This window comes from Burkholderia sp. BKH01 (assembly GCF_025685725.1).
Taxonomy (GTDB): domain Bacteria; phylum Pseudomonadota; class Gammaproteobacteria; order Burkholderiales; family Burkholderiaceae; genus Burkholderia; species Burkholderia pyrrocinia_C.
In genome coordinates, this window is the sequence record NZ_JAOTQT010000008.1 from 115,543 (window position 1) to 137,506 (window position 21,964).

At 66.6% G+C, this 21,964-nt stretch carries 18 protein-coding genes; 6 read left to right on the forward strand and 12 right to left on the reverse strand.

The window, feature by feature from the left end:
• Nucleotides 1-84: 84 nt before the first annotated feature.
• Together OEJ37_RS14955 and serB are read left to right on the forward strand one after the other, a co-directional pair.
• Nucleotides 85-1,026: a LysR family transcriptional regulator gene (locus tag OEJ37_RS14955; RefSeq protein WP_174419304.1), complete on the forward strand. Its 942-nt coding sequence runs from the start codon at nt 85-87 to the stop codon at nt 1,024-1,026.
• Nucleotides 1,027-1,228: 202 nt separating this feature from the next.
• Nucleotides 1,229-2,074: a phosphoserine phosphatase SerB gene (serB, locus tag OEJ37_RS14960; RefSeq protein ID WP_175919402.1), complete on the forward strand. Its 846-nt coding sequence runs from the start codon at nt 1,229-1,231 to the stop codon at nt 2,072-2,074.
• An 89-nt stretch (nt 2,075-2,163) separates the two neighbouring features.
• On the opposite strand, the gene OEJ37_RS14965 is transcribed toward serB, so the two are convergent.
• The 5 genes from OEJ37_RS14965 to rimO all read right to left on the reverse strand — a co-directional run bounded on the left by OEJ37_RS14965 (nt 2,164) and on the right by rimO (nt 7,571).
• Nucleotides 2,164-3,345 (reverse strand): cystathionine beta-lyase, encoded by a 1,182-nt coding sequence (locus tag OEJ37_RS14965; protein WP_174419291.1) that lies wholly within the window; start codon nt 3,343-3,345, stop codon nt 2,164-2,166.
• A gap of 113 nt (nt 3,346-3,458) precedes the next feature.
• Nucleotides 3,459-4,001 carry a hypothetical protein gene (locus OEJ37_RS14970; RefSeq protein WP_263344699.1) on the reverse strand — a complete coding sequence of 181 codons (543 nt, stop codon included), beginning with the start codon at nt 3,999-4,001 and terminating at the stop codon, nt 3,459-3,461.
• An 18-nt stretch (nt 4,002-4,019) separates the two neighbouring features.
• Nucleotides 4,020-5,210, reverse strand: a complete 1,191-nt coding sequence (bktB, locus tag OEJ37_RS14975) for a beta-ketothiolase BktB (RefSeq protein ID WP_174419293.1) — start codon at nt 5,208-5,210, stop codon at nt 4,020-4,022.
• Nucleotides 5,211-5,279: 69 nt separating this feature from the next.
• Nucleotides 5,280-6,206 (reverse strand): sugar kinase, encoded by a 927-nt coding sequence (locus OEJ37_RS14980; protein ID WP_263344700.1) that lies wholly within the window; start codon nt 6,204-6,206, stop codon nt 5,280-5,282.
• 3 nt (nt 6,207-6,209) lie between these two features.
• Complete coding sequence (rimO, locus tag OEJ37_RS14985) at nt 6,210-7,571, reverse strand: 30S ribosomal protein S12 methylthiotransferase RimO (protein ID WP_263344701.1); 1,362 nt, start codon at nt 7,569-7,571, stop codon at nt 6,210-6,212.
• Between the two features lie 426 nt (nt 7,572-7,997).
• Between rimO and OEJ37_RS14990 the strand changes: the two genes are divergently transcribed.
• From OEJ37_RS14990 to OEJ37_RS15000, 3 genes are all read left to right on the forward strand, one after another.
• Nucleotides 7,998-9,362, forward strand: a complete 1,365-nt coding sequence (locus OEJ37_RS14990; RefSeq protein ID WP_175919405.1) for a M16 family metallopeptidase — start codon at nt 7,998-8,000, stop codon at nt 9,360-9,362.
• Nucleotides 9,359-10,705: a M16 family metallopeptidase gene (locus OEJ37_RS14995; RefSeq protein WP_263344702.1), complete on the forward strand. Its 1,347-nt coding sequence runs from the start codon at nt 9,359-9,361 to the stop codon at nt 10,703-10,705. The genes OEJ37_RS14990 and OEJ37_RS14995 overlap by 4 nt, the downstream gene beginning before the upstream one ends.
• A 185-nt stretch (nt 10,706-10,890) precedes the next feature.
• The gene (locus OEJ37_RS15000) at nt 10,891-11,142 is read left to right on the forward strand and encodes a hypothetical protein (RefSeq protein WP_175919406.1); all 252 of its coding nucleotides are present in this window, start codon (nt 10,891-10,893) and stop codon (nt 11,140-11,142) included.
• Between the two features lie 418 nt (nt 11,143-11,560).
• Here the strand turns inward: OEJ37_RS15000 and phaR are convergent, their stop codons facing one another.
• From phaR to OEJ37_RS15030, 6 genes are all read right to left on the reverse strand, one after another.
• On the reverse strand, nt 11,561-12,127 hold the full coding sequence (gene phaR / locus OEJ37_RS15005) for a polyhydroxyalkanoate synthesis repressor PhaR (RefSeq protein ID WP_111016915.1): 567 nt from the start codon (nt 12,125-12,127) through the stop codon (nt 11,561-11,563).
• Nucleotides 12,128-12,246: 119 nt separating this feature from the next.
• Nucleotides 12,247-12,987: a 3-ketoacyl-ACP reductase gene (locus OEJ37_RS15010; RefSeq protein ID WP_263344703.1), complete on the reverse strand. Its 741-nt coding sequence runs from the start codon at nt 12,985-12,987 to the stop codon at nt 12,247-12,249.
• Between the two features lie 122 nt (nt 12,988-13,109).
• Nucleotides 13,110-14,291 carry an acetyl-CoA C-acetyltransferase gene (locus tag OEJ37_RS15015; RefSeq protein ID WP_263344704.1) on the reverse strand — a complete coding sequence of 394 codons (1,182 nt, stop codon included), beginning with the start codon at nt 14,289-14,291 and terminating at the stop codon, nt 13,110-13,112.
• Nucleotides 14,292-14,390: 99 nt separating this feature from the next.
• Entirely contained in the window at nt 14,391-16,256 is a 1,866-nt protein-coding gene (gene phaC, locus OEJ37_RS15020; protein ID WP_175920164.1) for a class I poly(R)-hydroxyalkanoic acid synthase, read from the reverse strand.
• A 359-nt stretch (nt 16,257-16,615) separates the two neighbouring features.
• Nucleotides 16,616-17,455, reverse strand: a complete 840-nt coding sequence (pgeF, locus tag OEJ37_RS15025) for a peptidoglycan editing factor PgeF (protein WP_263344705.1) — start codon at nt 17,453-17,455, stop codon at nt 16,616-16,618.
• A 6-nt stretch (nt 17,456-17,461) separates the two neighbouring features.
• Nucleotides 17,462-18,670 (reverse strand): RluA family pseudouridine synthase, encoded by a 1,209-nt coding sequence (locus tag OEJ37_RS15030; RefSeq protein WP_174422206.1) that lies wholly within the window; start codon nt 18,668-18,670, stop codon nt 17,462-17,464.
• 41 nt (nt 18,671-18,711) lie between these two features.
• Between OEJ37_RS15030 and OEJ37_RS15035 the strand changes: the two genes are divergently transcribed.
• A complete protein-coding gene (locus tag OEJ37_RS15035; protein ID WP_021163132.1) occupies nt 18,712-19,536 on the forward strand; it encodes an outer membrane protein assembly factor BamD in 825 nt (274 codons plus the stop codon).
• Nucleotides 19,537-19,660: 124 nt separating this feature from the next.
• Here the strand turns inward: OEJ37_RS15035 and OEJ37_RS15040 are convergent, their stop codons facing one another.
• On the reverse strand, nt 19,661-21,910 hold the full coding sequence (locus OEJ37_RS15040) for an ATP-dependent DNA helicase (protein ID WP_263344706.1): 2,250 nt from the start codon (nt 21,908-21,910) through the stop codon (nt 19,661-19,663).
• Between the last annotated feature and the right edge of the window lie 54 nt (nt 21,911-21,964).

The following is a 21,964-nucleotide window of genomic DNA, read 5'->3' on the forward strand; positions in this document are numbered from 1 at the left end:
AGCCCGATGAACATCATCGTAGGCAACCCGATCATTCGAGAAAACCGCTATATTTCCTGAAACATTTTCAGGAATTTCAGAATAATGGCGCTCGATCCGATCCCGGCACCCGACAAGCCGCTCGACCTGCTCGACGTCGCGCTGTTCGTGCGCGCGGCGCTGCTCGCGAACGTCACCGCGGCCGGGCGCGAATTCGGCGTGTCGGCCGCGGTCGCGAGCGCGCGCATCGCGCAGCTCGAGCGCCAGCTCGGCGCGCGGCTGCTGCACCGCACCACGCGTCGCATCAGCCTCACGCAGGACGGCGAGGTCTTCATGGCGCGCGCCGACGCGCTGCTGTCGGCCGCCGACGCCGCACGCGCGTCGGTCGGCCGCGGCCGCAGCGAGCCGTACGGGCGGCTGAAGGTGTCGATGTCGTCGTCGTTCGGCCGCCAGCATGTCGCGCCGGTGATTCCCGCGTTCCTGCGCCGCTATCCGTCGGTGTCGCTCGACCTGCGGCTGTCCGACGAGATCGTCGATCTCGTCGACGACGGCTACGACGTCGCGATCCGCCTCGGCGCGCTGAAGGATTCGACGCTCGTCGCGCGCAAGCTCGCGGTGAACCGCCGCGTGCTGTGCTGTTCGCCCGCGTATCTCGCCGAACGCGGCACGCCGCGCCATCCGGCCGACCTCGCGCAGCACGAGTGCGTGATCCTCGGCGACCAGCGCGACTGGTCGTTCGCGACACCGCAAGGCCCGCTGACCGTGCGGGTCGGCGGCCGGCTCGTCGCGAGCAACGGCGAGGCAATCCGCGAAGCGCTGGTCGACGGCTTCGGGATCGCGATCAAGTCGACCTGGGACGTCGGCCCGCTGCTCGCGAGCGGCGCGCTCGTCACGGTGCTCGACGACTATCCGTTCGCGGACGACGTCGCGATCTGGGCCGTCTATCCGAGCCGCGCGCACGTGCCGCTGAAGACGCTCGCGTTCATCGCGTTCCTGGCCGAGCATTTCGGCGATCCGCCGTACTGGGACCGCGCGGACGGGCGATAGGCGCCGGCGTTCGGCTCGCTCTGCGGGTGTGCCGGTTCGAGTCGGGCCTCAGGATTCGTCCCTGCCGCGACCGCCCGGCCCGGCCAACCGGCTACAATGGCGCGTTCGCGACGCAATGGCCCGCAGCCGAACGGGGCCCGCGTCCGCAAGCGGCCGCCCGTTGGCCGCGCACGCGTTTCATTCGCCTCCCAATCATCCCGCCATGACCCACAACCTCGTCATCCAGAGTCTTGCGCCGCTGTCGGACGCCCATCACAAACCGCTGCTCGCGCTGTCGCGCGGCACCCGCATCGTGCAGACCGACGATCACGCGCTGCGCATCGAAAACGCGAACCCGGCGCAGCGCCTCGACATCGACGCGTACTGCGGCACGCACGCACTCGACTTCGCGTTCGTCGAGGCCGGCCGCACGCTCGGCGATTTCGGGCTCGCCGTGATGGACATGGATTCGACGCTGATCACGATCGAGTGCATCGACGAGATCGCCGATTTCTGCGGGCTCAAGACGCAGGTCGCCGAGATCACCGAAGCATCGATGCGCGGCGAAATCCGCGACTTCAACGAAAGCCTCACGCGCCGCGTCGCGCTGCTGGCCGGGCTCGACGCGCAGGCGCTCGAGCGCGTGTACGAGGAACGGCTGCAACTGTCGCCGGGCGCCGAGACGATGCTCTCCGGCGTGAAGGCCGCCGGCATGAAAACGCTGCTCGTGTCGGGCGGCTTCACGTTCTTCACCGAGCGGCTGAAGGCACGGCTCGGCCTCGACTACGCGCACGCGAACACGCTCGAGATCGTCGACGGCAAGCTGACCGGCAAGGTGCTCGGCGAGATCGTCAACGCCGACGTGAAGGCGCGCCTGCTGCGCGACACGTGCGCATCGCTCGGCCTCGAGCCGAACCGCGCGATCGCGATGGGCGACGGGTCGAACGACCTGAAGATGATGGCCGAAGCCGGCCTGTCCGTCGCGTTCCACGCGAAGCCCGTCGTGCGCGACGCGGCGACGGTCGCGTTCGATCACGTCGGCCTCGACGGGCTGCTGCGGCTGTTCTGATCCCGCACGCCCTCGAATGAAAAACGCCGGCGCGATCTTGCATCGCGCCGGCGTTTCGTTTTTCCCCGCGGGACGTTATCGGCCTGCGATCAGCCGAGTACGGCCTGCATCGCGCGCTCGATATCCGCGCGCAGGTCGGCTTCGTCCTCGAGACCGACGTAGAAACGCACCAGCGTGCCGCGATGCGGCCAGTCCGGGCGCATCGACGCGACGTCGTAAGGCATCGCGAGGCTGCACGCGCCGCCCCAGCTCCAGCCGATCGCGAACAGCTCGAGCGACTCGACGAAACGGTCGATCTGCTCCGCGCTGTAGCGCTCGTCGAACACCACCGAGAACAGCCCGCCCGCGCCCGTGAAGTCGCGCATGAACGATGCATGCCCGGGGCAGTCGGCGATCTGCGGGTGCAGCACCGATGCGATCTCCGGCCGAGCCTTCAGCCATTGCGCGAGCGCGAGCGCGCTCTTGCTGTGCGCGTCGAAGCGCACCTGCATGCTCGGCAGGCTGCGCAGCACGAGCGAACAATCGTCGACCGACACGCCGATCCCGCAGCGCATCCGCGCGAGCTTCAGCTTCGCGTGCAGCTCCGCGTCCGCGGTGATCGTCGCGCCCATCAGCACGTCGCTGCCGCCCGACTGGTACTTGGTCAGCGCCTGCACCGAGATGTCGACGCCGTGCTCGAACGGCTTGAACGCGAGCCCGCCCGAATAGGTGTTGTCGATCGCAGTGACGATGCCGCGCGCCTTCGCGGCCGCCGCGATCGCCTGCACGTCGGGCACTTCCATCGTCACCGAACCGGGCGCCTCGATCCAGATCAGCCGCGTGTTCGGCTGGATCAGCTCGGCGATGCCGGCGCCGACGAGCGGATCGTAGAAGCGCGCGGTAATGCCGAAATCCTTCGCGAGCCAGCTGCCGAAATCGGCATTCGGCCCGTACACGTTGTGCGGAATCAGCACGTCGTCGCCCGCCTTCACGATCCCGAAGTAGACATTCATGATCGCCGCGAGGCCCGACGGCTGCAGCAGCGCATGCGTGCCGCCCTCGATCTCGGCGAGCCGCTGCGCGAGCGCGAGCGACGTCGGCGTCGCATGCAGCCCGTAGCGCCACTGGTTGTCGTTGTGCCAGACGAGCGCACGCATCGTCGCGAGATCGGGGAACACGACCGTCGATGCGCGCGCGACCGGCGGCACGAACGAGCGGAAGCCTTCCGGAATGACGTCGTCGGGTTGAACGATGCGGGTTTGCAGCGCGCGCTTGGGAGTGGATGCAGTCATGACAGGAAGCCGGGCACAAGGCCGTTCGGTTGCGGAATATGTCGCTAGAGTAGCCAAATTCGGCGCATTTGGCCCAGTACAATTCGCGCCGCGCACGCCGAGCCAGCGCGAGCTCAGTCGTCGGCGCGCAGATTGACGACGCCGCCCACCGTCTCGATTTCCTGCACGCGGCCGTCACGCACCTGCAGCGCCGCGCGCTTGCCCGGCGCCAAGCGCAGCACGACAGGCTGCGGGTCCGATTCGTCCGAGTTCATCCGGTCGGCCTTCAGATCGCCCGTCGTGTCGAAGCGGCCGATCCACACGCCGGAGATGTTCGTGCCGTCGTTCGATTCCTCGATCTCGAGCGTATCGCCATCGCGATCGCCCGCAAGCAGGACCACCTCGCCCGTATCGGCGAACTGGTATTCGCCGTGCACGCCTTCCTCGTTCGTCTTCGGGCCGAGATGCACGACGATCGGCCGGTCGCCGAGCGTGCCTTCGTAGCGCGGCAGGCGGGCGAATTCGGGATTCGGCCGCAGCGGCCGCGCGGGTGCCGCTTCATCCTGTTGCGCTCCTGGCGCGACGGCCTGCGCCGCGACCGCGCCCGGCAGCGCGATGCCCGCCGCCAGCGCACATGCGACGACGAGCGCCCGTTGCCATTCCGAATATCGACCCACCTTGCATTGCTCCTTGCTTCAGATTCGCTCGAAAATCGCGGCGATGCCCTGCCCGCCGCCGATGCACATCGTCACGAGCGCGTATCGGCCGCCGATGCGCTGCAGCTCGTACAGCGCCTTGACGGTGATCAGCGCGCCCGTCGCGCCGATCGGGTGGCCGAGCGAAATGCCGGACCCGTTCGGATTCACCTTTGCCGGGTCGAGACCCAGCTCCTTCGTCACCGCGCATGCCTGCGCGGCAAATGCCTCGTTCGCCTCGATCACGTCGAGATCGGCAACCGTCAGCCCCGCGCGCTCGAGCACCTTTCGCGTGGCCGGCACGGGACCGATTCCCATGTAGGCCGGATCGACGCCCGCATGCGCATACGCGACGAGGCGCGCGAGCGGCGTTGCCGCGCGCTTCTCGGCGACGCTGCGCTCCATCAGCAGCACCGCAGCGGCCGCATCGTTGATGCCCGACGCGTTGCCGGCCGTCACCGTGCCGTTCTCCTTCACGAACACGGGCCGCAGCTTCGAGAAGTCGTCCAGGCTCGCGTCATGGCGCACGTGTTCGTCGTGATCGAACACGACCGGCGTGCCCTTCTTCGAGCCGATCAGCTCGACCGGCAGGATCTGGTCCTTGAAGTAGCCGGCCTTCGCCGCGTGCGACGCGCGGCGGTGTGATTCGAGCGCGAGCGCGTCCTGCGCATCGCGCGAAATGCCGTACTTCGCGGCGACGTTCTCGGCCGTCACGCCCATGTGGATCGTCTGGAACGGATCGTTCAGCGCGCCGATCATCATGTCGACCGCGCGCATGTCGCCCATGCGCTGCCCGAAGCGCGCGGCCGGGATCGAATACGGCGCGCGGCTCATGTTCTCCGCGCCGCCCGCGATCGCGATGTCCGCATCGCCGAGCAGCACGCCCTGCGCGGCCGACACGATCGCCTGCAGCCCGGAACCGCACAGCCGGTTGACCGTGAGCGCCGGCGCATGCTGCGCGACGCCGCCGTTGATCGCGGCAACACGCGCGAGATACATGTCCTTCGGTTCGGTGTGCACGACGTTGCCGAACACCACGTGACCGACCTCGTCACCCGACACCTGCGCTCGCCGCATCACTTCGCGCACGACTTGCGCACCGAGCTCCGTCGGCGCGATGTTCTTCAGGCTGCCGCCGAATTCGCCGATCGCGGTACGCACGCCGCTCACCACCACCACTTCGCGTTGCATGTTGCCTCCTCATCCTTCTCTTCGAATGAATCGATCGTGCGGGGCCGTGGCCGGCGTGCGCGTGCCGCGTCAGCCTTGCATCAGGCGCTCCACCGCATCGCGGTGGGGAATCGGTGCGACCGCGCCGTAGCCCGTCGTCGACAACGCCGCCGCCGCGTTCGCATAGCGCGCCGCCGCGAACGGATCGTCGCCCGCGACAATCCGCGCGACGAAGGCGCCACCGAAGCAGTCGCCCGCGCCCGTCGCGTCGACGGCCTCGACCGCGAAGCCCGGCACGACGCGCCGCTCGTTCGGCGTCGCGACGTACGCGCCTTCCTTGCCGAGCTTCAGCGCGACGACCTGCGGCCCGTGTTCGAGCATCGCGTCGACGATCGCGTCGCGATCGTTCGCGCCCGTGAGCGCCGTGACGTCGTCCCAGCTCGGCAGGCAGATGTCCGTCTGGCGAAGCGCCTCGCGCATCACCGCACGGGCGCGCGGCAGCGGCCACAGCTTCAGGCGCAGGTTCGTGTCGAAGCTGGCCTTCACACCGTTGCGGCGCGCATGGTCGATCGCCGCGAACGCGGCATCGCACGCGGCCGTGCTGATCGCGAGGCTGATGCCCGACAGGTGCACGGCCTTCGCCGCAGCCAGCGCGTCGAGCGGCAGGTCGCCCGCCGTGTAGCGGCTCGCCGCGGAGCCCGCGCGCAGATAGTCGAACTGGTGGCCGTCGGCGCCGTGCGTGACGAAATACACGCCGGTCGGCGCCATGCGATCGATCCGCACGTACGTCGTATCGACGTGCTCGGCGCGCCACATGTCGGCCAGCAGGCGGCCGAACGGTTCGTCGCCGATCGCCGACACGAAGCCCGTCGACGCGCCCTGGCGCGCCGCCGCGATGCAGAAGTTCGACGTGTCGCCGCCGAAGCCCTGCAGGAATTCCGGACGGCCCGGCTGCGACTGGTTGAATTCGATCATCGCCTCGCCGAGCGCGAGGATCTCCGGAAATGCGGCGGTCATCGCTTACACCTCGCCCCACAGATCGTGGCCGTCGGCGCCCGTGATCTTCACGGACACGAAATCGCCGACCTTGTAGCGCTTCGACGCCTTCGTCGACGGCTCGACATAAACGACGCCGTCGATCTCCGGCGCATCGGCTGCCGTGCGGCCGATCCCGCCTTCTTCGCCGACTTCGTCGATCAACACCTTGAGGGTCTTGCCGACCTTGCGCTGGATGCGGTTCGCCGACACTTCCTCGGCGACTTCCATGAAGCACGCGCGGCGTTCTTCACGGACGTCGTCGGGCAGCGCGCCGTCGAGTTCGTTCGCGGTCGCACCTTCGACCGGCGAATACGCGAAACAGCCGACGCGATCGAGTTCCGCCTCGCGGATGAAGTCGAGCAGCGTTTCGAACTGCTCCTCCGTCTCGCCGGGGAAGCCCGCGATGAACGTGCTGCGGATCGTCAGGTCCGGGCAGATCTCGCGCCACTTCTGCACGCGCTCGAGCACCTTCTCGGCATTCGCCGGACGCTTCATGCGCTTCAGCACTTCAGGGTGTGCGTGCTGGAACGGCACGTCGAGATACGGCAGCACGTGGCCCTTGAACGGACCTTCGGCCATCAGCGGAATCACTTCGTCGACGCTCGGATACGGATACACGTAGTGCAGGCGCACCCATGCGCCGTACTGCGCGGCGAGTTCGCCGAGCGCGGCGACCAGGTCGGTCATGCGCGTCTTGATCGGCTTGCCGTTCCAGAAGCCCGTGCGGTACTTCACGTCGACGCCGTAAGCGCTCGTGTCCTGCGAGATCACGAGCAGTTCCTTCACGCCCGACTTGAACAGGTTCTCGGCCTCGAGCATCACTTCGGAAACCGGACGCGACACGAGATCGCCGCGCATCGACGGGATGATGCAGAACGTGCAGCGGTGGTTGCAGCCTTCGGAAATCTTCAGGTATGCGTAGTGGCGCGGCGTGAGCTTGATGCCGGCCGCGGGCACGAGGTCGACGAACGGGTCGTGCGGCTTCGGCAGGTGCGAATGCACGGCCTGCATCACTTCGCCCACCGCATGCGGGCCGGTGACGGCGAGCACCTTCGGATGGACTTCCTCGATCAGGTTCGAGCCGCTGGCGCTCGACTTCGCGCCGAGGCAGCCGGTGACGATCACCTTGCCGTTCTCGGTCAGCGCTTCGCCGATCGCATCGAGGCTTTCCTGCACGGCTTCGTCGATGAAGCCGCAGGTGTTGACGACGACGAGGTCGGCGCCGTCGTAGGTGCTGGAGATTTCATAACCTTCGGCGCGCAACTGGGTGATGATTTGTTCGGAATCGACGAGCGCCTTCGGGCAGCCAAGCGAAACGAAACCTACTTTGGGGGATTGGGACATCTGGAATGTGGGGGCGTGGCGGCAAAAGCGTGAGTTTACAGCGATTTAGGGGCGGCGAGCCAAAATGAACGGCTATCGGCAACATGGGCCGCCCGTTCGAATACGCCGCACGACGGGCGGCGGGTCATGAATCGGAGTTTGATGCGACCCTTTCACTTCGGGGCGAGCGACTGCCGCAGAGGTACGACGCCACCCGGATCGCCCCGCGCCAGTTCCTGCCCCGGCTGCTGCGACACCTGCCCCTCGCGCCCGTGCTTTCTTCCTTTTGCCGCGAAAAATTCGAACCCGTCTCATTCCACAATGATCCCGATGCCACGTAGCATCGAGCGTCGTGCGCAGCGCCGCGAAAATACGCCTGGACCCTCGCTGGCCACACTGGCCAGCCCCTAACCCTTCACGTTCATCGTGTTCACGAGAAAAAGTCCCATGTCATTGCCGCGTTCGATACGGACGGGGCTCTCGCTGTGCCTGCTGATCGCAGGCACAGCGATGGCCCAATCCACCCAGGTACCGGGTTTTACCCATGTGCGCTCCCTGGCCGGTATCGACGAATACCGCCTGGACGGCAACGGCCTCACCGTGCTCGCCCTGCCCGACCCTGCCGCGCCGGTGGTCAGTTTCCAGGTGTTGTACCGGGTAGGCTCGCGCAACGAGGCCGCCGGCACCACCGGCGGCACCCACCTGCTGGAACACCTGATGTTCAAGGGCAGCCGGCACTACACGAAGGAACAGGGCAACTCGGTGAACGACTATCTGGAGCGGGCGGGCGCCAGCTTCAACGCCACCACATCGATGGACCGCACCAATTACTTCGGCACGCTGGAGCGCCACGCGCTGGAAGGCTATATCGCCATCGAAGCCGACCGCATGCGTAACCTCCTGCTGCGCCCCGAAGACCTGGCCAGCGAGATGACGGTGGTACGCAACGAGTACGAGCGGGGCGAGAACCGTCCTTTCCGCGCGTTGTTCCAGCAGGTGCTGGCCACCGCTTACCAGACGCATCCCTACCACCATCCCACCATAGGCTGGCGCAGCGACATCGAGCATGCCAGTGTGGACAAGCTGCGCAGCTTCTACGACACCTTCTACTGGCCGGACAATGCGGTGGTCATTCTGGTTGGCGACTTCCAGCCGGCGCAGGCGCTGGGCTGGATCAGGCAGTACTACGGCGGCATTCCGCGCGCACCCCATGCGATCCCGGCGATGACCACCGAGGAACCCCCGCAACAGGGGCCACGGCGGCTGGTGCTCAAGCGGGCCGGCGAGACGGGCAGCGTCATCATGGCCTTCAAGGCGCCCAACGCCCTGCATCCCGATGCGGCAGCGCTGACCGTGCTGGGCCTGGTATTGAGTCAGGGCAAGGCCAGCCCGCTGTATCGCACGCTGGTGGACACTGAAGTCGCCACGAACGCCAGCGCCAGCTTCCATGCGTTGCGCGATCCCGGGCCGTTCCTGATCACGGTCAACCTGTCGTCCAACGCCAAACACGACCAGGCCGAGAAAATCGCCTGGGCCGAACTGGAACGCATCAAGAACCAGGGCGTGACTCGCGAGGATATCCAGCGGGTGTTGGGCCCTTACCGGGCCGAGCAGATCTACCAGCGCGACGGCGTCAGCAAGACCTCGGCCCTGCTTGGCGAAGCGGTCGCTCAAGGCGATTGGACCCGGTTCGTCACCGAACTGGAACAACTGGAAAAGGTCACGCCCGCCGACGTGCAGCGGGTAGCCCGCACGTACCTCAATGAAGACCAGAGCACCACCGGCTGGTTCGTCCCGGAGAAGTCGACATGATGCGTGTTCGTTTCAACTGGCTGCGCCCATGGGTGCTGGCGTTGGCCATGCTGTGGTTGCCTGTCGCGGCTCAGGCGGGCATCGCCGATCGCGTGGCGCGCGCCCAGGCCGGCAGCATCGATCTGTTGGTCTATCCGATGGCGCCGCAAGAGATGGTGTCCGTTGCCGCAGTGATGCCGCTGGGCGATGCCGACGCGGCCAGCAAGGCGACCAATCCCGCCGTGCCATTGCTGACCGGCATGTTGCTGGAGGCGGGCACCACCCGCCGCGACAAGGTGGCCATCTCCAGGCTGCTGGAGAGCCTGGGCGCCCAGTTGTCGTTCCAGACCGCAGGGGGCTTTGTCGGCATATACGGCAAGAGCCTGACCGGGGATTTACCGACCCTGATCGACCTGATGGCCGAACAGTTGCGGTTGCCGGCCTTCAAGGCCGAGGAACTGGCCAGGGCCAAGACCCTGCTGGAGGCCAGGGTCCGTCAAAGCGGGGAAGTACCGGGCATGCGGGCACGCGATGCGTTGTCGATGGCCATCTACCCCGAGGCACACGTCAACGCCCCGGTGCCGCGCGAGCGGATGCTCCAGGCCATTGCCGCCGCCACACTGGAGGACATCAAGGCGTTTCATCGCGCGTACTACGGACCGGCGCATATGACCGTGGTCGTGGTGGGCGGCGCGGACCCTCGCGGCCTGCAGGCCAAGTTGATCGAGGCCTTCGCGGGCTGGAGCGGCGGCAAGGCACTCGTACGGCAGGGGCCGGCACGCAAGGCAAGTCGGCCTGACACGCAGCGCATCGCGATGAAGGACAAGGCATCCGTCAGCGTGGCGCTGGGGCAGGCCATCGACCTGCGCGCCAGCGACGTCGACTACCTGCCCCTGAGTGCAGGCATTGCCGTCCTGGGCAGCGGCTTCACCGGCCGCCTGATGGCGACCGTCCGCGATCAGGAAGGCCTGACCTACGGCATCGGCGCCGGCCTGTCCGGCCTCTCGCTGATGGAGGGCGGCTTTGTCGTCAACACCAACTTCGCCCCGGCCTTGCTGGACAAGGGCATCGCCAGCACCCGCCGGGTGCTGGACGCCTGGTGGAAACAGGGCATCACCCAGGCGGAACTGGATGCGCGCAAGGACGGCATGATCGGTCGCCAGCAGGTCGCGATGGCAACCACCGGGCAGATGGCCGCCATGCTCGCCCAGACGGTGCTTCAGGACCAACCGCTAAGCGACCTGGACACCTACCCCGAGCGCGTCCGCGCGCTGACCGTGGAACAGGTCAACACCGCCATCCGCAAATACCTGGCCCCCGGCAAGATGACGTTGGTGCAAGCGGGGACGTTTGCGGAGAGGTAACGGTCGCTCCGCTTCGTCCCGCCCTCCCGCCCCGGCCTCGGCCGGGTCGTTGCTATCGCATATGCGTGGACCAGCGGGCAAGCACGATCGGCAATCGCGGTCGCGCAACAATCGCCGCGGAAGCGCACCGCCGCTATGCGAAAATCGAAGCCTTCGCTCTCTTCCATCCACCCAACGGGGCTCGCATGACCACCCACATCACGATCGAATTCACCGAGCACGCGGCAGAAGCCATCGGTGAGCAAACCAGCACGAGCTTTTCCTACGATCAAGGCGCGCACGTGCCGCAACCGGGCGACTTCGTCGAACTCGAGAATTCGCAGCAGACGTTTCTCGTGATCGGCCGCGTGTTTTCGCTGAAGGCCAACTACAGCGCGGTCAAGCTCGTGCTCGATCTTCCTCCGCACGACGACGAGCAAGGATTCCCGGCGCAGTGAAACAATCCGGGCCGGTACCGTCGGCGTTGCCGCCGGCAATCGCACACGTCCGGCCCGCGTTGCGTGAAATCACTCGAGCGACGAGATCGTAAAAAAACCCGCCGGAGCGGGCTCAATCCAGTCCTGCACTCACGGAAACATCGCCGCGGTCAGGCGCTCAAACCACACCGCATCGTCTCCATCGCCGATCGGCCACATTTCCGCATCTCGATCGACTGAACAACGGCCATGCCCGCCTCACACTCGGCGCGAGCATGCTATGCCGACGATCACGAACGATCCGTCGGCGATATCTTCCGGCAGGCGACAGCCGCGCATCGTCGTACCCGAGCACACGATCGGGCGACCCGCGCCACCTCGCCGCACGGTACCGACACCCGACGGCTCGCGCCGCCGCGGCCGGCCTGCCGCAAAATCGCTACTTCTTCTCCGGCTCCGTGGGACCCGGCTGCTTGAACGGGAACGTGCTGAACATCGACTTCGCCTGGTTCTGCATCTGCTCCTGCATTTGCACGAACATGTTCTTCGACTGCTCGATGTAGCTCGTCATCATCCCTTGCATCATCGGCGCCTGCATGTTCATGAACTGCGACCAGACTTCCGGATTCATCGCATTGGTGTCGTACATGTTCTTCGACTGATCCGCGAGCTTGTTCTGGATGTCGATGAACGCCTGGATGTTCTTTTCCAGGTACGTGCCCATCATGCCCTGCATCGCGTGACCGTAGAAACGGATGATCTGCGACAGCATCGACGACGAGAACATCGGCACGCCACCGCTTTCCTCTTCGAGGATGATCTGCAGGAGGATGCTGCGCGTCAGGTCTTCGTTGGATTTCGCATCGACGACCTTGAAATCCTCCTGCTCCAGCACGAGTTGCTTCACGTCGGTGAGCGTAATGTACGTGCTTGTCTCGGTATCGTAGAGCCGGCGGTTCGGGTACTTCTTGATGAGCCGTTCGGCCGTCTTCTTTGTAGTAGTCATGTAACGCCTTTCAGTGCAGCGTAGCGCAAGTGACGAATCCCCGCCGCCCGAATCCGGGAGGCGGGGGCCTTCGGAACACACCCGGCTGCGCGGCCACCCGGCCCGCGCAGCCTGGGTGTTCAGCCCATGTGCAGGCCGCCGTTCAGCGAGAAGTCGGCGCCCGTCGCGAAGCCGGAATCGTTCGACGCAAGCCACGCGACGATCGAGCCGATTTCCTCCGGCCCGCCGAGGCGCCGCACCGGGATCGTCGCGACGATCTTCTCGAGCACGTCGGGACGGATTGCCTTGACCATGTCGGTGCCGATGTAGCCCGGCGACACGGTGTTGACCGTCACGCCCTTCGTCGCGACTTCCTGCGCGAGGGACATCGTGAAGCCGTGGATGCCGGCCTTCGCGGTCGAATAGTTGGTCTGGCCGAATTGCCCCTTCTGGCCGTTCACCGACGAAATGTTGATGATCCGGCCCCAGCCACGCTCGACCATCCCGTCGATCACCTGCTTCGTCACGTTGAACAGGCTCGTCAGGTTGGTGTCGATCACGGCGGTCCAGTCTTCGTGCGTCATCTTGCGGAACACGACGTCGCGCGTGATGCCCGCGTTGTTGACCAGCACGTCGATCTCGCCGACTTCGGCCTTGACCTTGTCGAACGCGTCCTTGGTCGAGTCCCAGTCGCCGACGTTGCCTTCCGACGCGATGAAATCGTAGCCGAGCGCCTTCTGGTCCTCGATCCACTTCACGCGCCGCGGCGAGTTCGGGCCACAGCCGGCCACTACCTTGAAGCCGTCTTTCAACAGACGCTGGCAGATGCTGGTGCCGATGCCGCCCATCCCGCCCGTTACGTACGCAATTCGCTGAGACATAGATCTCACTCCATTTTCTTGGTTTCGAGAGCTGCCGGAGGCCCGCTCTGACTTCACGTGGCGCCGGCCGAAACCGCGATCGGCCGGCGCCCGGATTCGGTTCGCCGGTAACGGACGACCGGTTACGGACGCTCGACCGCGAGTGCGACGCCCATCCCGCCGCCGATGCACAGCGACGCCAGCCCGCGCTTCGCATCGCGCTTGACCATCTCGTGCAGCAGCGTCACCAGGATCCGGCAGCCCGACGCACCGATCGGGTGACCGATCGCGATCGCCCCGCCGTTCACGTTCACTTTCGACGTGTCCCAGCCCATCTGCTTGTGCACCGCCAGCGCCTGCGCCGCGAACGCCTCGTTGATCTCCATCAGGTCCAGGTCGCCCGGCGTCCAGCCCGCGCGCTCCAGGCACCGGCGCGACGCCGGCACCGGACCCATCCCCATCACGCTCGGATCCACGCCCGCGTTCGAGTACGCCTTGATCCGCGCCAGCGGCGTCAGGCCCAGCGCCGCCGCCTTCTGCGCCGACATCACCAGCACCGCCGCCGCGCCGTCGTTCAGGCCCGACGCGTTCGCCGCCGTCACCGTGCCGTCCTTCGAGAACGCCGGCTTCAGCCCCGCCAGCGATTCCGCCGTCACGCCGTGACGCACGAATTCATCGGTCGCGAACTGCAGCGGCTCGCCCTTGCGTTGCGGAATCGACACCGGCACGATCTCGTCGTCGAAGCGCCCGGCCTTCTGCGCCGCTTCCGCCTTATTCTGCGACAGCGCCGCGAACGCGTCCTGCTCGTCGCGCGTAATGCCGTATTCCTTCGCGACGTTCTCCGCCGTGATGCCCATGTGGTACTGGTTGTACACGTCCCACAGCCCGTCGACGATCATCGTGTCGACCAGCTTCGCGTCGCCCATCCGGAACCCGTCTCGCGAGCCCGGCAGCACGTGCGGCGACGCGCTCATGTTCTCCTGGCCGCCCGCGATCACGATCTCCGCGTCGCCCGCGACGATCGCATTCGCCGCCAGCATCACGGCCTTCAGGCCCGAGCCGCACACCTTGTTGATCGTCATCCCAGGCACCGCCGCCGGCAGCCCGGCCTTGATCAGCGACTGCCGCGCCGGGTTCTGCCCCGAGCCGGCCGTCAACACCTGGCCCATGATCACTTCGCTGATCTGCTCGGGCTTCACGCCCGCACGCTCCAGCACCGCGCGGATCACCGTCGCGCCCAGCTCCGGCGCCGCAATCTTCGCAAGCGAGCCGCCGAATTTGCCGACCGCGGTCCGCGCGGCCGATACGATCACTACGTCCGTCATTTCCCTTTCCTCCAGGCCCGCACGACACGGCGCATCGTTACCGGCCCTGTTAAAAAAACTGCGGTGCATCGAACAGCGTGCGCCGCTGTCCGGTTTTCGTCAATCGCGCTGCAACACGTAGCGTCCCGGTGCCGGCTCGATCACCGGAAACTGCGCGGAACCCGGCTTGGCCGGCGGCGCCACCTTGCGGCCGCCGTACTGGTCGAGCCACTCGACCCAGGTCGTCCACCAGCTTCCGGGCTGCTCGGTCGCACCGGCAAACCAGTCGTCCGCGGTTTCGGGCAGGTCGCTGTCGTTGACCCAGTAGCTGCGCTTCTTCTTCGCCGGCGGATTGATCACGCCCGCGATGTGACCCGACGCGCCGAGCACGAACTTCAGCGGGCCCGACAGGATCGACGTCGACGCGTAGGCCGTCTGCCACGGCACGATGTGATCCTCGCGCGAGCCATAGATGAAGGTCGGCACGTCGATCAGCGACAGGTCGACGGATTCGCTGCACACGGTCAGCGCGCCCGGCTCGCGCAGCTTGTTCTCGAGATAGGTATTGCGCAGGTACCACGCATACATCGGGCCCGGCAGGCTCGTCGAGTCGCTGTTCCAGTACAGCAGATCGAACGGCGCCGGCGTGCGGCCCTTCAGGTAGTTGTCGACGACGTAGTTCCACACGAGGTCGTTCGGCCGCAGGAACGAGAACGTATTCGCGAACTCGACGCCGCGCATCAGCCCCGGTTGCGAGCCGTTCTTGCCGCCGATGGTCTGCTCGCGCATCTGCACGTGCGCCTCGTCGACGAACACGTCGAGGATGCCCGTGTCGGTGAAGTCGAGCATCGCGGTCAGCAGCGTCATCGACGCGGCCGGATGTTCGCCGCGCGCGGCAAGCACCGCCAGCGCAGTCGCGAGCATCGTGCCGCCGACGCAGAAGCCGAGCGTGTTGATCTGTTCGCGGCCGCTGACCTGCTGCACGGCGTCGATCGCCGCGAGCAGCCCTTCGTTCATGTAGTCGTCCCACGTCTTGTGCGCGACCGAAGCATCCGCATTGCGCCACGACACGAGAAACACCTGATGGCCGCTCGACAGCGCGTGCGCGACGAGCGAATTCTCGGGCTGCAGGTCGAGGATGTAGAACTTGTTGATGCACGGCGGGACGATCAGCAGCGGCCGCTCGAATACCTTGTCCGTCTTCGGCGAATACTGGATCAACTGGATCAGATCGTTCTCGTAGACGACCGCGCCTTCAGTACAGCCGAGGTTCTTGCCGACCACGAACTGCGATTCGTCGGTCTGCGAAATCTTGCCGCGCTGCAGGTCGCCGAGCAGGTTCATCATCCCCTGCCGCAGACTTTCGCCCTGCGTGTCGAGAATCGATTTCTGCGCGTCGGGATTGAGTGCGAGGAAGTTGCTCGGTGCGGCGGCGGCCGTCCATTGCTGGACCGTGAACCGGATGCGCTCGCGCGTTTTCGGATCGGTCTGAAGCGCGTCGGCCAGTTCCTGCAGATAGCGCGCGTTGAGCAGATACCAGGCAGCCGCGAACGCATGCGCCGGCGACGCCTTCCACGCATCGCCGCTGAAGCGGCGGTCCTTCAGTTCGGGCGATTCGAGCTTCGCGGCGGCCGCCTGCTGCATCAGCGTCATGCAATCGCGCGCGTAGTCGGCCTGCAGCGTCTGCAGCCGTTCGGGCGGAATCGCGGCAACCGGCAGCTTCAGCCCCGCGAACGGCGACGCCATGCTGCCCAGATCAGGCATCGACGGCACCTGGAACGGAAACGAAGTCGGGAACTGGAATGTCGCGAACGGATTGACGGTGGCCGATGCGGTCGCGGCGCGCGCCGGATCCGCAAAACCGCGCCACGCACTCAACCACGACTCGAACATCTGCTGCATCGGCTGGGTGACCGGATCGAAGCCGGTGCTACCCGCGGAAGTGCCCGCCTGAGCGGACGTCGACGAATTTTTCGATGCTGTCATTACCTGCCTTACCGGTGATTCGTGAGCGTCTATCGTGAAATCCTGCTCGCGCGCGGCGTGCCGGCTGCGAGCCGGGCCGTCATGCTCTGGAGAGGCGTCTCCAGATTCTGCCGCAGTGCGGTATTTTTATCATTATCGTTTTCCCCCATGTGAAGCGCCATGTCAAACCGCTGAACATTTCTGCGCAGAGATAATCCGTGTGCAACAGACGGGACAAGGGTTCCGGCGAAACATAAACATTTTGGTCGACTTGACTTCGGGATTTTTCATTCGACTGCGCATGCAACGCCGTATTGCCGTCTAAATATCGAGATAACCGATTTCGCGACGCAACAAAACCATGCGCGCATGCGCATGCGTCAATCTGCCAGCCAGATCGCCGCCGCCATGCGGCCCGTCACACGGTCGCGCCGGTACGAATAGAAGCGCGCGCGTTCGGTGACCGTACAGGCTGTCCCGCCGCTCATGTGCGCCACTCCCGCACGCGCGAGACGCAGGCGTGCGAGCGCATAGATATCGGCCAGAAACTTGCCGGGCGCGCCGTCGATCGCGACGAACGCACGACGGGTTTCATCATGCTCCGACTGCGGAGCCGTGTCGAGAAACGCGTCGCGCACGTCGGCGCCGACCTCGAACGCCTGCGGGCCGATCGCCGGCCCGAGATACGCATGAAGCGTGTCCGTCGCGCCGCCCGCGAGCGCCGCGACGCGCGCCGCGGTCTGCTCGACGATGCCGGCCGCGAGCCCGCGCCAGCCCGCATGCGCAGCACCGACCGCGCGCCCCTGCGCGTCGCACAGCAGCACGGGCAGGCAGTCGGCCACCATCACGACGCAGACGGCGCCCGACCGGTCCGTGACGCTTGCATCCGCCTGCACCGGCGCCGCAGCCGCGGGCGCCGCCGCGATCACCTCGTCCGCGCGCACGATCTGCGCGCCGTGAACCTGCTCGAGCCATGCCGCACTCGACTGGCCCGCCAGCGCGAGCAAGCGCGCGCGATTGCCGGCGACATGGGCCGGATCGTCACCGGTATGCAGGCCGACATTCATCCCGCCCGCCATCGCGGCACCGTCCTGCCAGCGCCCGTACGGGCCTTCGCTCACGCCGCCGTCGCGCGTCGTGATCAGCGCGCGCACGCGCGGCGACACCTGCCAGTCGGGCTGTACGCAGTCCTGCCACGTCAACGGCGCCAGGTTCGTCATCGGCACTCACTCCTCCTCATCGTCCAGATACGGCTCATCGTCGTGATACTCGCCGCCGAAATCGTCATCGTCGTAGACACCGTCATCGTCGTCGAATTCCTCATCGCCCTGTCCGAAGCCGAGCGCCGCGACGAGTGCATTCATGTCGTCCGGCAGCGGACAGCGCCACTGCATCGCCTTGCCGGTGACCGGATGCACGAGACCGAGCCGCCATGCATGCAGCGCCTGTCGCGCGAACCCGTCCGGCAGCGGCGCGACCGAGCGCTTGCCGCGCGCGCGTCCGTAGACGGGATCGCCGAGCAGCGGGTGCCCGGCGTGCGCGCAGTGCACGCGGATCTGATGCGTGCGGCCGGTTTCGAGGTCGCACTGGATCGCCGAAACCGGCTGACGTTGCCACACGCATGTGTCAACCGTGCGGAAATGCGTGCGCGCGGGCTTGCCCGACGCGCCCGTGACGACGGCCATGCGGGTGCGCTCGCGCGGATCGCGGCCGATCGGCGCGTCGATCGTGCCTTCCTCGGGCATCGTGCCCCACACGAGCGCGAAATAGCGGCGCTTCACCGTGCGGGCCTGCAACTGGCGCACGAGGTCCGTCTGCGCGGCCAGCGTGCGTGCCACCACCATCAGGCCGGAGGTCTCCTTGTCGAGCCGGTGGACGATCCCCGCGCGCGGCAGGCCGGCCGCCGCGTCGCCGTAGCGATGCAGCAGGCCGTTCAGGATCGTGCCGCTCCAGTTGCCGGCCGCCGGGTGCACGACGAGGCCGGCCGGCTTGTTGATGACGACGAGCGCGTCGTCCTCGTAGATGACGTCGAGCGGCACGGGCTCCGGGGTGAACGCGAGCTGCTCGGGAAGCAGGTCGGGCACGAGCTCGATCTTCGCGCCGAGCGGCACCGGCTGGCGGATCTTCGCGGGCGCGCCGTCGACCAGCACGCGCTGCGCCTCGATCCAGCTCTGCAAGCGGCTGCGGGAGAATTCGGGGAACAGTTGGGCGAGCGCCTTGTCGAGGCGTTCGCCCGCGAGCGACAGCGGCACTTCGACGACGCGCGGCGCGTCATCGTCCGCCGCGGACGGCGTCACGGGCGGTTGCAATACGTCGCCGGTCAGATCGTCATCGAGGGAATCCCCCGAGGCAGCGTCGGCGGGCCGACCGCTTGGGCTATAATCTTCGCGATTTGGTGTGCCCGGCTGGGCATTCTGCGAACTTGAACGGGTCATTTAGACTGGGTCACCGAGACTTGAAGCTAGGACATGCGAGCATGATGAATTCGACCAAACGTACGGCCAGAACCGTCGCCGCCCGGGCTGCGGCGGTAGCGGCCGCGGCCCTCATCGCCGGCTGCCACGGCTTGCCGCAGAAGCAGGACGAGACGGCTACCTGGTCGAACAACAAATTATACTCAGAGGCCCAGGACGCACTGTCCGGCGGCGACTGGGGCAAGTGCGCGAAATATTTCGAATCGCTGCAAGGTCGCGATCCGTTCGGCCATTTCGCGCAACAGGCGCAGATCAACGTCGCGTACTGCAACTGGAAGGACAACGAAGCGGCAGCCGCCGACCAGGCCGTCGACCGCTTCATCCAGCTCCACCCCGATCATCCGGATATTCCGTACGCGTACTACCTGAAGGGGATGATCCACTTCAACGACGATCTGGGCCTGTTTGGCCGCTTCTCCGGCCAGGACATGAGCGAGCGCGATCCGCAGGCGCTGCGCGAATCGTACGATGCGTTCAAGGTCGTCGTCGACCGCTTCCCGAAGAGCAAGTACGCGCCCGACGCGGCCGCGCGGATGCGCTACATCGTCAACGCGCTCGCGTCGCACGAAGTGCACGCGGCCGACTACTACTATCGTCGTGGCGCGTATGTCGCGGCCATCAACCGCGCGCAGCTCGCGATCAAGGACTACAAGGGTGCGCCGGCGATCGAAGACGCACTGCACATCATGATCCTGTCGTACGGCAAGCTGAACCAGCCGCAACTCGCCGAGGACACGAAGCGCGTGCTTGCGGGCACGTTCCCCGACAGCCCGTACGTGACGGGCCATTCGCGCCCCGGTGCGAAGAAGTCGTGGTGGCAGTTCTAAAGCGCTGCGCGACGCAACACCAGTTGCACGAACAAAAAACCCGGCCATCGAGCCGGGTTTTTTGTTAGCGCCGCATTTCGGCGGCACCACAAGTACGGTCGCGCGGCGGTCGCCGCGCGCGCCGTCACATGCGTTTTTCCGAGCGGTGCTCGTCGAAGAAGTCCTGAACGACCGCGATCTCGCGAGTCCGCTTGAACGGCGGCAGGCTCTGCCAGATCCGGCGCCCGTAAGGCTTGTCGACGAGCCGCGTGTCGCAGATCATCAGCACGCCGCGATCCGTCTCCGCACGAATCAGCCGACCCGCGCCCTGCTTCAGCGTGATCACGGCCTGCGGCAACTGATGCACGGCGAACGGACTCAGGCCCTTCTTCGTCAGCGCGTCGAGCCGCGCGGCCAGCACCGGATCGTCCGGCGGCGCGAACGGTAGCTTGTCGATCACGACGAGCGACAGCGCGTCGCCGCGCACGTCGACGCCTTCCCAGAAACTCTGGCTGCCGACCAGGATCGCGTTGCCGTACGCGCGGAAGCGATCGAGCAACTCGGTGCGGCTCGCATCGCCCTGCACGAGCAGCGGCGTATTCCAGCCACGCGACTCGATCACGTCGCGCAGCTTCGACGCGATCCGGTCGACCGCGCGCAACGTCGTGCACAGCATGAACACGCCGCCGCCGGACGCCTCGATCGCCGGCAGCGCAGCATCGAAGACGGCATCGGTAAACGCGGGCGAAGACGGCTGAGGCAGGTTGCGCGGCACGTACAGCAGCCCCTGCGACTGGTAGTCGAACGGGCTCGCGAGCGTCATCGAACGGCGCGAGCTGAGGCCCATCTGCGCCGCGTAGTGCGTGAAATCGCCGCGCACCGACAACGTGGCCGACGTAAACACCCATGCACGCGGCACGCCCGCGCGCTGCTTCGCAAAGATCGGCGCAACCGACAGCGGCGTCTCGTGCAACTGGACGGTATGCGCGAACACCTCGACCCAGCGCACCTTCTCGTTCGGATCGCCGCCGGACGCAGCCTTGTCGCCGGCCGCTGCCTCATCGGCCTTCGCGGCCGCTTCCGCCGCGCCGGGCGCGACCCAGCCGGCCAGCAGGTCTTGCAATTCGCGTGCGCGCCGCAGGCATGCACCGAGCGACTCCGCCCGTTCGGCCTGGCTCGCGAGCGCCGACGCAAGCGCATCGAGCGCCGCCTCGAGCGCGTCGAGCGCGCCGAACATCGGGTGGTCGTCGCCGAGCTGCGCGAGCGACATGCGGACGATCTGGTCGTTCGTGAACGCGAGGCGCAAGTCGCGCGCCGCACGTTCGAGATCGCCGCCGAGCTTCACCCACTCGACCGCGTCGCGCGCATGGCTCAGGCCTTCGGCCACCGTGTCGCGTGCGAGCTCGAGGATCTGCGTCGTCGACAGCGTCTCGCCGAAGAACAGCGTCGCCGTCTCCGGCAACTGGTGTGCTTCGTCGAAGATGATCGTGTTCGCGTTCGGCAGCAGCTCGGCCATCCCCGTGTCGCGCAGCATGATGTCCGCGAAGAACAGGTGGTGGTTGACGACGACGACGTCGGCCTGCTGTGCCTCGCGCCGCGCCTGCATCACGAAGCATTCCTTGTAGTGCGGGCACTCCTGGCCGAGGCAGTTGTCGCGCGTCGACGTGACCATCGACCACACGGGTGCCGTTTCCGGCACGCTCGCGAGTTCGGCCTTGTCGCCGCTCTTCGTGATCTTCGCGAAGCGGACGATTTCCTGCAGGTAGGCCGTATCCTGCCGCGACGGCAGGCGGCCGTTGTCGGCCGTGCGTTGCAGGTAGTAGTGGCACAGGTAGTTCGCACGGCCCTTGAGCATCGCGACCGTCACCGGCACCGCGAGCGCGTTGCGAACGGTCGGGATGTCGCGCTGGAACAACTGGTCCTGCAGGTGCTTCGTGCCGGTCGACACGATCACCTTGCCGCCCCAAAGCATCGCGGGCACGAGATACGCATAGGTCTTGCCGGTACCCGTGCCGGCTTCGACGATCAGCGTGTTGTCGCCTGCGTCGCTGTCGGACTCGGCGGCCGCGGCATCGTCCGCCGCCGGCCCGGCCGTCTTGTCGCCGTCGCCGAGGCGGCGCGCCGGCCGCTTGCGGGTTTCGAAGATCTCGGGCTCGGGCATCCGGCGCGCGGACGCTTCCATCGCGGACGCGACTGCACGCGCCATCTCGATCTGCGACGTACGCGGCCGATAGCCGTCGAGCGAGCGCGCCAGCAACCCGCCTTCGCCGAAGATCGTGTCGAGTTCGTCGACACGCTTGCGGCTCAGCTCGAAGGTGCCTTCGGGCGCACGAACGCGCCCGGCGGACGATGTGTCTCGCCGGGCATCGGGGGTGGCTTCAAGCGGTGAATTCAAGGCAAGCGTTCCTGTGTCCAGCGCCCGAGCGGCGCCGGCGCTTGCCAGGCCGCG

Coding starts and splice junctions, on each gene's coding strand:
- bktB (WP_174419293.1), bottom strand. CDS start 5,210: ATGCAACGCGAAGTGGTGGTGGTGAGCGGCGTGCGTACCGCGATCGGC.
- OEJ37_RS14980 (WP_263344700.1), bottom strand. CDS start 6,206: ATGACCGCCGCATTTCCGGAGATCCTCGCGCTCGGCGAGGCGATGATC.
- OEJ37_RS15000 (WP_175919406.1), top strand. CDS start 10,891: ATGACCACCCACATCACGATCGAATTCACCGAGCACGCGGCAGAAGCC.
- OEJ37_RS14955 (WP_174419304.1), top strand. CDS start 85: ATGGCGCTCGATCCGATCCCGGCACCCGACAAGCCGCTCGACCTGCTC.
- OEJ37_RS15015 (WP_263344704.1), bottom strand. CDS start 14,291: ATGACGGACGTAGTGATCGTATCGGCCGCGCGGACCGCGGTCGGCAAA.
- phaR (WP_111016915.1), bottom strand. CDS start 12,127: ATGACTACTACAAAGAAGACGGCCGAACGGCTCATCAAGAAGTACCCG.
- OEJ37_RS15010 (WP_263344703.1), bottom strand. CDS start 12,987: ATGTCTCAGCGAATTGCGTACGTAACGGGCGGGATGGGCGGCATCGGC.
- OEJ37_RS14995 (WP_263344702.1), top strand. CDS start 9,359: ATGATGCGTGTTCGTTTCAACTGGCTGCGCCCATGGGTGCTGGCGTTG.
- phaC (WP_175920164.1), bottom strand. CDS start 16,256: ATGACAGCATCGAAAAATTCGTCGACGTCCGCTCAGGCGGGCACTTCC.
- OEJ37_RS14990 (WP_175919405.1), top strand. CDS start 7,998: ATGTCATTGCCGCGTTCGATACGGACGGGGCTCTCGCTGTGCCTGCTG.
- OEJ37_RS15035 (WP_021163132.1), top strand. CDS start 18,712: ATGATGAATTCGACCAAACGTACGGCCAGAACCGTCGCCGCCCGGGCT.
- pgeF (WP_263344705.1), bottom strand. CDS start 17,455: ATGACGAACCTGGCGCCGTTGACGTGGCAGGACTGCGTACAGCCCGAC.
- rimO (WP_263344701.1), bottom strand. CDS start 7,571: ATGTCCCAATCCCCCAAAGTAGGTTTCGTTTCGCTTGGCTGCCCGAAG.
- OEJ37_RS15030 (WP_174422206.1), bottom strand. CDS start 18,670: ATGACCCGTTCAAGTTCGCAGAATGCCCAGCCGGGCACACCAAATCGC.
- OEJ37_RS14965 (WP_174419291.1), bottom strand. CDS start 3,345: ATGACTGCATCCACTCCCAAGCGCGCGCTGCAAACCCGCATCGTTCAA.
- serB (WP_175919402.1), top strand. CDS start 1,229: ATGACCCACAACCTCGTCATCCAGAGTCTTGCGCCGCTGTCGGACGCC.